Genomic DNA, 13895 nt, shown 5'->3' with positions numbered 1-13895 from the left:
ATCTTTATTGTGCTTGCCATCATATTTATTATAGTCACCTAAGGTACTGTGTAGCCAAGGTTCAATACTTGAACGGTAATCAAGTTAAATCTATTGGCTACCTCAAACACTACCTGCAAGATCAAGATAGGTCTTAGGATTGATAACTGGCATAATATGTTGATAACTAAAGAGTAGTGCTTATTCATTTTGATCAATTGACTCAATAACACAATCAATAACAGAAACTAGTATCAGACAACAACAGAAATTAGCATTAAAAACTAACAATATAAGTGCACAGCACTCTAAGGATTTTGCAATGTATGGTGTATTAATGATCGATATCGATAGCACCGCACTGACGAATGAAGACGTCAGTTTGCTCAAACAAGCACAAGTTGGCGGAGTAATATTGTTCGCTCGCAATGTAGCAAATGCGGCTCAAGTTCGCACGCTTTGTGATAATATTCGTTGTCATAATCCTGACATTCTAATCGGGGTCGATCAAGAAGGCGGACGCGTCGCACGATTACGTGATGGGTTCACACCGCTACCGGCTATGGGTAAGCTTGGCGAGTTATTCGATCACAATCCTACTCAAGCCTTAAGTTGCGCCTATGATTGTGGTTATCTGATGGCAGCTGAGGTATTGGCGGTAGGTATCGATTTAAGCTTTGCTCCTGTGCTTGATAGAGACGGTATTAGCCAAGTAATCGGTGATCGCAGTTTTCATGAAGATCCACAGGTAATCGTTGCCTTAGCGACTCAGTTTATGCGTGGTATGAGGGCGGCTGGTATGGCGACTACGGGTAAGCATTTCCCTGGACATGGCGCTATCGCTCCTGATTCTCATGTAGCAGAAGCCATTGATAACCGTAGCCTTGATGAAATTTTAGCCAGTGATATGCAGCCTTTTGCTCAGACCCTACCGTGGCTCGATGCGTTGATGCCAGCACACGTGATATTTTCGCAGGTAGATGACAAGCCAGCAGGGTTTTCGAAAATTTGGCTAAAAGACATTATTCGCGATCAACTTAAGTTCGATGGCGTTTTATTCTCTGATGACTTATGTATGGCAGGAGCGCAAGCAGCTGGTGATATCAGTGCACGTGTGCGTGCAGCTATTGAAGCAGGCTGTGATATTGCACTCGTATGTAATGATCGTGTTGCAGCCCATGAAGCGGCCAAAGCTGCTCAAGAGCTGCCCTATCCTAATCAAAGCCGAATCAAAACCATGTGCGGGCAGGTGCCTTCATGGCAAGGTGATCTTGAGTCTACTTGTCGCCAATTTGAATACTGGCAGCAAGCTAAAGACAATGTGCTGAACACGTTCTTTAATGCTCAGTCTGACAGTTCACTGTTTGAAACTGAGAATAGCGAAACTCTAGATCCGACGGCTTATAGATAATCGGCTTTTTGCCCATGATAACCCTATTATAAACCGCATAAAAAACCGCATCTTAATTATAAGTGCGGTTTTTCTTTCTTAAAATTTAATGACGTAGTTAGTTTTACTGAGCATTTGGATCTAATGCAGTACCTTTACTTGGATCATCACCATCAGGTAATAAATCATCGTTGTTACTATCTAATGGATTCAAATCTGGATCGATAGAATTATTAGTGATTGCCCCATTGGTTCCATTATTATTTAAGGCAGCTTCATCGTACACAGTAAACTCAATGCGACGGTTGCGGAAGCGCCCTTGTTCGGTTGAGTTATCAGCGATAGGATCGCTCTCACCCATACCTTTAGTCGTAAGCTTGGTCGCATCAACACCTTTAGATATAAGATATTCTTTTACCGCTTCAGCACGATCACGAGACAATTTCATGTTATAAGCGTTAGAAGCCTGATTATCCGTATGGCCGATAATCATCAGCTCCATATCAGGTACTTCTTGGATAAGAGTGGCGGCACGATCAAGGAATGGTTTATTTGCTTCTGGAATAAGTGCCGCATCAAGCTCAAAATTAACCACCTGTATACTCAAAGCACGAGCAACGTCGCGGGGATTTGGATTTTCACCAAGGTTGTCAATGGCGGCATCTGCTGCCACTAGGCTGTCATCAACCTCACCTTGTAAATCTAACGGTCCTTCGGCTCTTACTGTCATCGCTGGAGCAGCGGCTTGCAAGTCAGCAACTAGCTTATCGAGTATGCTTGCATCAGCAGAGTTAACAACAATCTCATTACCTTTAATAATCATACTAGCGTTTGGTACACTTTTAATGATTGGTAAGATAGAAGCCAATTGAGCAGCAGCTGGCATATCAGTTGCAAAGCCATCATCTACATCCGCTCGGCACTTATCAGCTTCATTCCCAAAAGTGCTACTCATCGCATTCATAACTGTTGTTTGTAACGCTTCATCACCGACATTCATACGGCAAGCATATAAGGTATTTGCTTCACCAGTAGAGATATGCAGCGCGGCTGGCTCAACATCGGCTGCTACTACGGTTTGTTCATCAGTGGCAGCTGATTGCTCAGTGACAACTGGCGTTGCGACAGGCTCGGGATTATCCTGACATCCTCTCAACAATGCCCAGGCTAAAGCGCCTAATATAATCAGACCTATAATAGGTAGTAACGCTTTCATAAAACTGCCTGACTCTTCTTCTTTGTGCTGTAGCGGGGCCATGCTTGTAGTATCAGAGATACGTGTACCAGCAGGAACAGCAGCAAGCATACCAGCAGGTATCACAGCACTGGCCCATGCAGGAATATGGTGCTGATAATCAGCGAAATTGTCACTCAAGAACTGCGGTACTGGCGTCGTACCTGCTAAACTTTTAATTTCATGATAAGCAAGTGGTGCTGCCATAGCTACTAGACCACGCGACGCAGTTGCATCGACATTATGAGCACCAGCAAGCTCACGTGAAATATTGTCACGGTGCGAGCCATCAGTCCAGACGCGATCATAAAAACCTTGGTCGTCACGAGCAATGGTTTCATTAGAGAAACGACCATAAGTATCTTTGTCTGCTAAACGCGCAGCAAAAATGGCATAAAACTGTTCAAGTAAGTTTTTCTTAGCTGGAGATCGATCATCTCCTAAGACTGCTGGGCTAACAGTGCGTGTCAAATGACTAATAATATCCATAGTATATCCCCTCCAATTACTGTTGTTTTGTATAGCCTTCCCGCTGTAAAACCATTGCAACTTCAACCGCGCTAGTCATATTAAGACATTACTTGGTATCAGTTTTTTTATTGATGCTACATTGGGTGGACTACGTATATCTAAATCAATTAAATATAAAAACTAGCTATTATGCGCTTACTTATAAATGGATAAATAAAACCAAACTGCATAAAGTGAAAATTTAAGTGTTTTATCTGCTATTTACTAAATATTTTTACTTACTTACTTTTTAGTTACTGACTTTTACATTAGTTAATTTCGAATTATTCACTTTTGACAAGTCAATTTTTAAATCCACTTAACCATTTATTATCTTCAGCTAATGAGTATTATAAGAGTAATGAATAAGTCATCTCTACAAACGCGCTGTTGTGCAAATGATACATTAGGTAATTTTTCAGATGCAGCACGTAACTATATTGATAATAAAGTACGAATTACTAACATAAATACGAGAAATGGTGTAAGAAATCAAACATTTGCAACTGCTTATGGTTAGGTATTAGATTACCAAGTTGCCAAGTTTTGAATATGATTTTAGAGGGCTCTACTAATTCACATCATCCATTTATACTTAAATCAACAAATTTATGTCAAATTGCACTGTCTTCTTTGGAGGCAAAACCTACTATATATTAAAAATAAATGCCAAAAAGCTAACTCTAATAACGTTTTTCTCTATTTTTTATAGTACATCTATCTGTCTTGGATTAGATTTTTATCAACAGGTCTTTCATTACGCAACTTTTCAGCGACAATAGTAGTGTTTGCCAAGTCATTAACTTCTGATGCTGACATAGAGCCTGCTGGGGTAGTGAATGCACGGTTATTGTTGGCATTGCTATTAAAGCTATTGTCAGAATTATTACGAGGCGGCGCTACTTCTATGATGTCGTTCGTATTGTCATCTGAGGGTTGATAGTTCTGATTACGACTCAAGTTGTTATTGTTGGGATAGGTGCTGTCATAAGTATTGTCTAACGGTATTTTTTCATTTGTGAATTCATTATTACGACCGTTCATCATGCTCATATCGTTGTTAGCATCATCAGATAGCCCATTGCTGTTATCTAGTGGTAAAGGCGCCGCACTCGTAATAGCTATAGCAGGTACTAATGTTCGCATATCAATCAATAAGCGCTGGAGCAACGTATCATCGGGTGCCTCTAGATTAAGAGTGTCCTGCTGCAACTGTAATCGCGCGAAGGGCACTGAACGCAGTAGAGTAAATATACTAGGCAGAGTTTCTACATTAATACTAGATAAGCTATTGGCAACACCTTGTCGCACTCTCAGCTCACAAATACTTACTTGTTCTCCAAAGCTCATACTCAACGCTTGCTTAAGCGCATTTTGGAATTCTGTATCGCCAACAGTCGCGGTACAACTATATAGACTGCCACTGTCGTCTACTCCAACCACTAACTCCGCTGGTATCGACACCTTAGCGACTGGCTCACTTACCGGTGTAATGACAACAGGCGAGGTTACAACGGGTGCTGTAGGCGTCATATAATTAGGTTGAATAACTAACGCCCATACTAGACCGATTGCTGCTAGCGCACCTGCTAGTATCAAAACTCGGACCATTAGATCATTTCTTCGGTTACGAGTGCGTACATTTAACCGACTCTCAGAGATACCTGCATCATAATAATCTGATGGGTTGGCATGAAGAGCATCTATGGTATCAGTCAAGAGCGGCTCTTCATCTAATAGTAATTTATCATTTTTGACTTCAGTACTTTCTAGCGGATCAATAGACAATTTATCCGTTACAAATGCTTGTTCGGGTATTGTTTGTGTCTCACGAACAGATTCTGACATCACATTGGCGTTGGCATTGGCATCGGTTACTTCAATATTATTAATGAGCGTATCTTTGTTTAAACCCATCTCATTACTGACTGCATTTATTGGTAGTATCACCTCTTCTGCCCATACTGGCAAATAAGATCTTACTGACAGTTGCTGTGCTTGTAAAAATGCAGGTAAAAACTGACCATTAGCTAAAATTTTGAGCTCTTGATAGGCTAAAGGCGCCGCGTTTATCAGAAGACTCTCAGTGGCCTGCGGATCAACATGATGAGTCGCTGCCAACTCATCAATCAACAATTGACGCAGGCTGACTATCGCCCAAAGCTGCTCGAATAAGGTAGAGCTTGTAGTTGACTGTATTGGTAGGTCTTGATCAGCACGTAGCAATTGTGAATACACAGCTGGCTGAGCTAAACGGGTAATTAAAATAGCATAAAACTGTTCAAGCAAACTGATGTGCGCCACGCTATTATCATCGCCTAAAACGGCTGTGGTAACAGTCTGGTCAAGTTGGTCAATGATAGTCATAAATACTGCCTTTGGCGGCGTGGATAGTAAATTAATAGAAATTTTTAAAAAGCGGTCATTATTTAATCGTTATTTATTAATTATAAAAATACTGGTTTTGCTTTGTAGTTGTTGGAATTTTAAGTACAAGGTGCAATAACTATACATTTAGTCAGCGATTTTATTTGATTATCTGATTTAGCACAAATTTATATATTGCTATCCAATTAAGCAACTGTAATATGGTTATGCATATTAAAATATAATATCAGTTTTAAAAGCTACCAGTCATACCTACAAGACTTAAAAGATATAATGTTTGTGCGTTAAGTTAACCACTTATTAAGTATAATTTGTATACGTATGTAAATTTGTTCAACCTATGATTGTGATTTGATTTTATAATCCGCTCCATTGGTAACTCTTATAATAGTTACCAATATAGTTAGTTCGAAATAAAATCGATACGTTAATAGTCACGTGCTACTGGTATAAATTTTTATTGCGTGCTGTTCGCAAGCTTGACAGAGGCTGCAAAAAATTTACCCCAGCAGAACTGTATCGGTTTTAAAATGACCCAACTATATATATCTGTACATCAGATATCTAACAGAGAGTAAGTAGCAGGTACTTATTACTCACTATAAAATTAAAACTATAATTTTCGACGCATGGTAAGCTCTAACAATGTTGTGAAGCTTTATTGACTAGGCTTGTAACGTCTTTGTTTACCAGGCTTGACCTAAGGATTAATCTTTGTTTAACCACACTACTCTTATCATCATAGTCACGGTCATCGTGAGCTTGTTAGCATGGCAAAACAAAGTGCTATTTAACCGACTGATATTCTACCCGCCAGCAGTGAGCGATGGTCAATGGTATCGCTTTGTCAGTCATGGTTTTATTCATGCTGATAGCATGCACCTGCTATTCAATATGTTTACTTTATACTTTTTTGGTCGCGCTATAGAAGGGCTGTATCAGCCATTCTTGGGTGGTTATGGTTTCATTGTCTTTTATTTATTGGCCATCATTATTGCGATGATACCAAGCTATATTAAGAATAAGAAAAATGCCAGTTATTTAAGCTTAGGTGCATCGGGCGGAGTATCGGCGGTATTGTTTGCTTTTATACTATTAGCGCCTTGGGAAACCATTTATCTTTTTGCCATTGTTCCTATTCCTGCGATACTATTTGCAGTCGCTTATGTCGCCTATAGCATCTATGCGGATAAGCGTGGCGGCTCTAATATCAATCATATGGCACACATGTGGGGCGGTGCGTTTGGTGTAATAGCGACAATCATTCTCGAACCACAAGTACTACCACATTTTATTAATGCACTACTCTCTCCTAGCTTTTAGTTCAATTTGTTTTTAGGTTTTGACAACGATTTATGATTATAGATATTATTGGTGATGTTCATGGTTATGCAGACAAGCTGACTGGCCTGCTTGGGCAATTAGGTTATGTCCATAATGGTCAGTACTTTGTACCGCCAGACGGTCATCGTGCGCTGTTCATTGGTGACTTAATTGATCGCGGCTCCCAGCAAGTAGCCACGCTTGAGATTGCCTTTGCCATGCTAGATGCTGGCGTCGCTGATATAGTGATGGGTAATCATGAATATAATGCGATTGCTTTTGCAACGCGTGATTCAAACAATCCTGAACGTTATCTACGCTCCCATAATGACGTACATACACGCCAACATGAAGCTTTTTTAGCTGAAATACCATTTGGTTCAGAGTCGCATCGATATTGGCTACAGCGTTTTTATGAGATTCCATTGTGGATTGAGACCGATTACGCCTGTTTTGTCCATGCTTGCTGGGATGTAGACAGTATGGCGCTGCTTAAGCCATTACTCACAGCTGATAATTGCCTGACTGCTCAGGCCCTCCAAACGACTTCAGAAGAATTTACCGAACCGTTTGATGCGCTAGAGCGTGTGTTGAAGGGTGTGGAGACACCGCTACCTGACGGCATAGTAATGGTAGATAAAGAAGGTACTAAACGCTCGCGCGTGCGGGTACGTTGGTGGCTCGATGAACTGAGGTCACGTACGCTTCATGAGATTGCTCGCGCGCCCACATCTGCGCTTGCTCAGATTCCAATCGATGCCCTAGCTGAGAATATAGACTTCGCTATAAAGACTTACAAGCCAGTGTTCGTCGGACATTATTGGTTGACAGGCAAGCCTGAACCACTTAGCTCACAGGTCGTTTGTACGGATTATTCAGCGGCTGTCGATAGTGGCTATTTGACTTGTTATCAGCTTGATACTACCCAGCCGTTACCTCTAAGTCCTGCGAATTTTGTGCAATATCTCAACGATTAATTGCTGCGTATCAATTGGACATTAAGACCAAATTGAGCCTGTATTGACACAAAGATTAAGCTAGCTTTTAAACTAATGCTAAAACTTGGCTTTACGGCTATGCCATAATTTTTGTATGATGGTCGTTTTGAGGATATCTCATCATGAGTACTGGATCGGCTACCGAAAACCCTAATTCTATCTCCTCTCCTGCTGGCCAACCAAAAGTTGGTATTATCATGGGCTCACAGTCTGATTGGGCAACCATGAGCTGTGCAGCGCAGCTATTGGCAGATTTTGATATTGCCTTTGATTGCGAAGTAGTCTCTGCCCATCGCACGCCCGATAGATTATTTGATTATGCGAAAGGGGCTAAAGGCAAAGGCCTTCAAGTAATCATTGCTGGTGCAGGTGGCGCAGCCCATCTACCAGGTATGTGTGCCAGTCAAACGCCACTTCCTGTATTCGGTGTACCAGTTAAGTCCTCGATGCTTAGCGGTTGGGACAGCTTGCTTTCTATCGTGCAGATGCCCAAAGGTGTGGCCGTCGGTACATTAGCCATTGGTACTGCTGGTGCTTATAATGCAGCCCTACTTGCGATTCAAGTGCTAGCCTTGCATGATGAGTCAATTGCTACTAAGCTGGACAGCCTGCGTCAAACGCAAACCGAAACTATCTTAGCCAGTCCAACGCCTGGTATTATCAACTACTAGATATCGAACTGGTTACTGAATACGAAAACCTCTAACCATTCTGAATTTTTCGTTGAGATAAATTGAATTTAATTGTTCTTCACTTGATATTTAATTTTAGATAGGTTCTACTGAATACAAGGTGCATATGTTGCACCTTTTCCTATTTTAAACCGTTAGTTTTAATTCATTTTTAATCCAAAGAGTCCCTCATGACCACAGCCAATGCTTATCCTGTTACTCAAACTATCCATACCATCGGTATCTTAGGCGGTGGTCAGCTCGGTATGATGCTTGCACAAGCTGCTATGCCACTCGGCTATCAATGTGTATTTTTAGAAGACAACCCTGATTGTCCTGCCAGTCTTTATGGACAGGTATATAGTAATGAGCAGTTGGATAGTTTTATTGCTGCAGCTGATGTGTTTACTTTAGAGTTTGAAAATACCCCAACAGCGATTGTCGAGCAGCTGGCAAACTTAGCAGTAACTGGTAAAAAACAAGGCATGTTTCCGCCGCCGATTGCCCTTGATATCGCTCAAGATCGTCTGAAAGAAAAACAGATGTTTAATGAGCTGGATATTGCTACCGTACCTTTTATGGCGGTCAGCACTCAGGCTGAATTACAACAAGCTTGCGAACAATTAGGTTTGCCTATCGTTCTTAAAACCAGTCGCGGTGGTTATGACGGCAAAGGTCAGTATGTCATCAAGCAAGACAGCGATATCAAAGCCGCTTGGCAAGATCTTAAAGATGCGGTCAGCGGTGAAGGCAGCTTAACGCCAACCCCTGCACCACTCATTGCAGAAGGCTTTGTTAACTTTAGCCGTGAAGTCTCTATCATTGCAGCACGCGCCCAAGACGGTAGCGTACGCTGTTACGATTTGGTCGAAAACCATCACCATCATGGTATTTTGGCCAAGACCCAAGCACCTGCCGTTGGCACTAGCCACATATTTAAGCAAGCGAAAGAAGCCATCACTACTGTCATGAACCATTTAGATTATGTAGGTGTTATGGCACTAGAATTGTTCGTTACTAAAGACACTCGCGGTCATGACTATCTGCTTGCCAATGAGATTGCACCGCGTGTGCATAACTCTGGACACTGGAGCATTGAAGGCGCGATTACCAGTCAATTCGAAAACCATATCCGCGCAGTAGTTAACTTACCTTTAGGCGATACAGATAACGTCCATCCTTCGATTATGATCAACGTGCTGGGACAATATCCTGATATCAATGCCGTACTGGCTATCGATGGTGCTCACTATCATAGCTATCACAAAGCTGAACGGGAAGATCGTAAAATTGCCCACATTACCCTGATGCCTAATGACGTGACCGACTTGGAATCTTCAATGGCTAAATTGGTGGCCGTTTTACCCAACAAGGTTGGCTTAGATAAAGAATATACGCCTATCCAAGAAAGTCAAAAACAGCCATCTGAGCCAGACAATCAAGATGTCCCAGAGCTTGGTGGCGAAAATGAAACAGCAAGCGCAAACACTGACTTAGCAAATAAAGACAGTAAAATGGATAGTGCGGTAGACGTTAAGGCAAAGAAAGATAAGGCTAAAAAATAATGCAAATTTGGGTGGATGCTGATTCGGTACCATTAATTGCTAAAGATTTAATCGTAAAGACTGCCGAGCGTACGCAAACGATGGCGATATTTGTTGCCAATCAGCCAATCAAACTGCGCAAGTCACCGCTGCTCGTCATGACAGTAGTGCCATCGGGGTTTGATAAGGCCGATGATTATATCGTAGAACAAATACAACCAGGCGATTTGGCTATTACTAGCGATATCCCTTTGGCCAATGATATTTTGGATAAAGGCGGTATGGTTTTGACAACACGCGGTATGATTTACGATAAAAACAATATCAAGCAAAAGCTCAATATGCGGGACTTTATGGATACTATGCGCGGCACTGGCGTGTTAGAGCTACAAGAAATGAGCGGACAAAAACCTTATGGCGACCGTGACAAAAAAGCTTTCGCCGATGGATTAAATAAACTAGTGCGTTAACTTTTTAGTTCTTAATCCCATTTACCTTGCAAACCTTATACACTCTATAACTAAACACTATGCAACTGGCACGCTTCATAACGAAGTGTGCTATCTATTCTTGTTACTGTATATACAGTTTTTAGTACTTACTTTTAGTACTTATATTTAATATGAAGTCTTCGAATAAAAAGTACTTTTGTTATAAAGATATATAGCATAACGATAATATGAACAAGAATAGGGAAGATTATGAAAATTTTAGTCATAGGTGCAAGTGGTCGCGTTGGTAGTGATATGGTTGAACAGTTATTAGCTGATAATCATCAAGTAGTTGGCACTACCCGTCAAGATGAAAAATTATTTAATGATGATAATTACACACAGTTGGATTTGGATATTACTGCAGATAAAGACGCTATCCAAAGCCAAATTACTGATGATATCGAGGCGATATATTTTGTAGCAGGTTCTGGCGGTAAAGGTGTGTTAGAAGTTGATTTGCATGGTGCAGTCAAGACCATGCAAGCGGCGCAAGACAAAGGTATTAAGCGTTATATTATGCTGAGCACAGTGTTTTCACTGGATACTAGCAAATGGGATAGCCCTGCCATCACTGATTTAAAAGACTACTATATTGCTAAGCATTATGCGGATCAGTGGTTAGTCAATAATAGTACGCTTGACTACACTATCGTGCAGGCAGGTGCTCTAAAAGAGCGTGCTGGTACTGGTAAAATCGCTGTAAATAGTAATGAAGCTGGTGAAAATACCATTGAAGACGTTGCTGCTACGTTAGTTGCAGTATTAAATGCAGATAATACAAGCAAGCAAGTCTTTAGTATGCAGAATGGTGACACCGCTATTAGTGACGCTATTGAAAAACTATAATAAAGCGTAGCGCTATAATAGTTAAAGCAATAGAAAAGCGAGTAAGCCGAAAGGTTTGCTCGCTTTAATTTTGGAATGTTTTGTAAAGTAATTTTATTCTTAAAAGCTAGAGTAACGGAGAGAATTGTTGCAAGGAAAATTGGTGGCTAGACAAATTAGTGCTAGGCTAAGTCGCTTGGAAAAGTAATAACTTCTTCTAAGCAAGTTGCTCCTGTTATTACCATTAGTAGTCTATCTAGACCTAACGCAATACCGCTACAAGTTGGCAAATCATCACAAGCAGTAAGCAGATGCTCATCTATAGGCATTGGCGGTAAGCCATGACGTTGACGCAATAGATTGTCTTGTTCAAAACGCTGCTTTAATGCTGTACCGTCTGCCAGTTCATCATAGGCATTGGCAATCTCAATCCCATTGATATATAGCTCAAATCGTTTAGCGACTAGGTTGCCATCCTTGTCTAGGTCGGTTTTTGCGAGTGCCGCCGTTGCAGGCGGATAGTCGATAATTAACGTCGGTAACTCGTGCCCTAGATTTGGCTCAACAGCATGACTGAATAGTAAATCCAACCACCCTTGCCGACTGTGCTCTTTGTTATCTATATCAGTACTGAAATCAAAACCTGCCAAACCTTTGTCTTCTGCTACCGCTCTCAGTGCTTCTATACTGGCCGTCAAAGGATGGATTCCCACAAAGTCCATAAACGCATCGACATAACGATAATGATTCATGACCACCGGATAGCCATATAACGCCTCTAACAATTGACCCAGTTCGTCAGCTAGCTCCGTCAAACTATAGTACGGCTGATACCATTCAAGCATGGTAAATTCAATATTATGCCGTGTCCCTATCTCATTATCGCGAAATACAGAGCAAATCTGATAAATAGGCACCTGCCAGCTGGCAAGAAGACGCTTCATCGCAAACTCAGGCGAAGTATGTAGATAATAAGTACGTGGCTTATCTTGGTAAGTTACTCGCGCAGCCACTGATTGCAAAAAGGTATCGGTATTACCTGCTTGCGATAGCAATGGTGTCTGCACCTCGAGCACTTGACGCGTTGCAAAAAATTGGCGAATATCACTAAGCAGTTTTGCGCGCTTTTGTGCCATTGCAAGCGTCATAGTTGGGGCGTAGGTAGGCTTAGAAGTATGAGTAGAGGTATTGCTTGACTGATTCATTACTATCCAACATGGTTTATGAACAATGTATTTTTGAAATTAGCATTTTTAAGATTTAAAACTGCCACTCACGGCGCAGATGATAATCACGACGCAACTGATCAAAATCAGCGCCACTTACTTGACCATCAGTTACTTTTTTGCGCAGATCTCTATCATCTCGCATAATGTCATAAAACTTTATCAGCCTATCTGGATAGGTTTTAAGCTCAGACCATAAATACATATTGACTGGTAATAGCTGCTGCATAGATTGTGTAGGTGTGACCGCAAATTCTTCACATAATGCATCATAGACCATTTGCGTACCGCGCAGCTTACCTTCTAAGGTATAACCAGCGATATGCGGTGTGGCGATAGCCAGCTTTGATAATAGCTGCTCCGATACTTGTGGTTCGTGCTCAAATACATCGAGCACTACTTGGCGCTTATTTTCCTCAATGTCAGCTTGTAATGCTGCTGCATCGATAACTGGACCGCGTGCACTATTAATCAGCAAAGTTTCTGACGGCATAGCATCTAACGCGGTTTTATTAATTAAGTGCCGCGTTGGATAATCGCTACCAGTAGGGTTATTATTGTCTTTTTTATCCGTGAGCGGTACATGTAAGCTGATAACGTTACTTTGGCTAATGACCTGCTCAAAGCTAGCATTATTAATATTCGATGCAGGTAGTAGCGGATCATAACTCAATACTTGCCAGCCAAGATCAGTAGCGTATTGCGCAAGTACGCTACCAATATTACCCAGTCCGATAATACCCAATGTTGGTGGCGTCAATGTCTGCTGCCAATACTCTGGACGTAAGGTTAAGATAGCCGTCAATACATATTGCGCGACCGAATGCTTGCTACAACCAGCCGCATTAGCAAAGGTTATATTGCGCTCTGCTAAGTAGCCTTGGTCTACATGATCGGTGCCAATCGTTGCTGAGCCGATAAACTTAACACTGTGATTATTTGCTAATAACTGCTTGGCTACTGTTGTCACAGAACGGATTAATAAAACATCTGGTTGCAGCTCGTCAACTAACTGGGCGTTGATATCTCGTCCAGCAACTTTGATAATATTGACCGTCTGATAAATATCTTGACCTAGCGTTTGCTCATTAAAAAAATCTTCAAGACCAGCGATGTTGCTATCAGCAATGATAGTGAGCTTGTTGGCAGCTTTAGATGGTTTATGAGCTAACTCGTCAGATGAGAGAGTGGTAGGTGTAACAGAGCCAGAGCTTATAACATTAGGCATAGATGAGCGCCTCTTTTGATTGTGGATAGATAATATTAATATATGCTTTTGATAGATAGGTAGTGATATTTACTGCCGAGCTGCC

11 protein-coding genes are annotated in these 13895 nt (G+C 41.4%); 7 read left to right on the top strand and 4 right to left on the bottom strand.

Features of this window, described 5'->3' with window-relative positions; translation table 11 throughout:
* The first annotated feature begins 301 nt into the window (after nucleotides 1-301).
* On the top strand, nucleotides 302-1390 hold the full coding sequence (nagZ, locus tag AK825_RS01790; protein ID WP_068034228.1) for a beta-N-acetylhexosaminidase: 1089 nt from the start codon (nucleotides 302-304) through the stop codon (nucleotides 1388-1390).
* Between the two features lie 103 nt (nucleotides 1391-1493).
* Here nagZ and AK825_RS01785 read toward each other — a convergent pair whose 3' ends face one another.
* Together AK825_RS01785 and AK825_RS01780 are read right to left on the bottom strand one after the other, a co-directional pair.
* Entirely contained in the window at nucleotides 1494-3092 is a 1599-nt protein-coding gene (locus AK825_RS01785; RefSeq protein ID WP_068034226.1) for an OmpA family protein, read from the bottom strand.
* A gap of 738 nt (nucleotides 3093-3830) precedes the next feature.
* A complete protein-coding gene (locus AK825_RS01780) occupies nucleotides 3831-5480 on the bottom strand; it encodes a hypothetical protein (RefSeq protein WP_068034224.1) in 1650 nt (549 codons plus the stop codon).
* 735 nt (nucleotides 5481-6215) lie between these two features.
* Between AK825_RS01780 and AK825_RS01775 the strand changes: the two genes are divergently transcribed.
* The 6 genes from AK825_RS01775 (at nucleotide 6216) to AK825_RS01750 (ending at nucleotide 11377) form a co-directional block, all read left to right on the top strand.
* Nucleotides 6216-6824: a rhomboid family intramembrane serine protease gene (locus AK825_RS01775; RefSeq protein ID WP_068034222.1), complete on the top strand. Its 609-nt coding sequence runs from the start codon at nucleotides 6216-6218 to the stop codon at nucleotides 6822-6824.
* 32 nt (nucleotides 6825-6856) lie between these two features.
* Nucleotides 6857-7801: a metallophosphoesterase gene (locus AK825_RS01770; protein WP_068034221.1), complete on the top strand. Its 945-nt coding sequence runs from the start codon at nucleotides 6857-6859 to the stop codon at nucleotides 7799-7801.
* Between the two features lie 143 nt (nucleotides 7802-7944).
* On the top strand, nucleotides 7945-8493 hold the full coding sequence (gene purE, locus AK825_RS01765; protein WP_082785600.1) for a 5-(carboxyamino)imidazole ribonucleotide mutase: 549 nt from the start codon (nucleotides 7945-7947) through the stop codon (nucleotides 8491-8493).
* Between the two features lie 191 nt (nucleotides 8494-8684).
* Nucleotides 8685-10058, top strand: coding sequence for a 5-(carboxyamino)imidazole ribonucleotide synthase (locus AK825_RS01760; RefSeq protein ID WP_068034219.1), 1374 nt, complete (start codon nucleotides 8685-8687; stop codon nucleotides 10056-10058).
* A complete protein-coding gene (locus AK825_RS01755; RefSeq protein ID WP_068034217.1) occupies nucleotides 10058-10507 on the top strand; it encodes a YaiI/YqxD family protein in 450 nt (149 codons plus the stop codon). Before AK825_RS01760 ends, AK825_RS01755 begins: the two co-directional genes overlap by 1 nt.
* A gap of 231 nt (nucleotides 10508-10738) precedes the next feature.
* Complete coding sequence (locus tag AK825_RS01750) at nucleotides 10739-11377, top strand: NAD(P)H-binding protein (RefSeq protein ID WP_068034215.1); 639 nt, start codon at nucleotides 10739-10741, stop codon at nucleotides 11375-11377.
* A 161-nt stretch (nucleotides 11378-11538) separates the two neighbouring features.
* On the opposite strand, the gene epmA is transcribed toward AK825_RS01750, so the two are convergent.
* Both epmA and AK825_RS01740 read right to left on the bottom strand, forming a co-directional pair.
* Nucleotides 11539-12561, bottom strand: coding sequence for an EF-P lysine aminoacylase EpmA (gene epmA / locus AK825_RS01745; protein WP_068034213.1), 1023 nt, complete (start codon nucleotides 12559-12561; stop codon nucleotides 11539-11541).
* Nucleotides 12562-12616: 55 nt separating this feature from the next.
* Entirely contained in the window at nucleotides 12617-13810 is a 1194-nt protein-coding gene (locus AK825_RS01740) for a 4-phosphoerythronate dehydrogenase (RefSeq protein ID WP_082787137.1), read from the bottom strand.
* Nucleotides 13811-13895: the final 85 nt, after the last annotated feature.

Source organism: Psychrobacter sp. P11G5, from assembly GCF_001593305.1.
Lineage (GTDB): Bacteria > Pseudomonadota > Gammaproteobacteria > Pseudomonadales > Moraxellaceae > Psychrobacter.
Note: the sequence above shows the minus strand (reverse complement) of the source record. Positions and strands in the feature narration are given on the sequence as shown.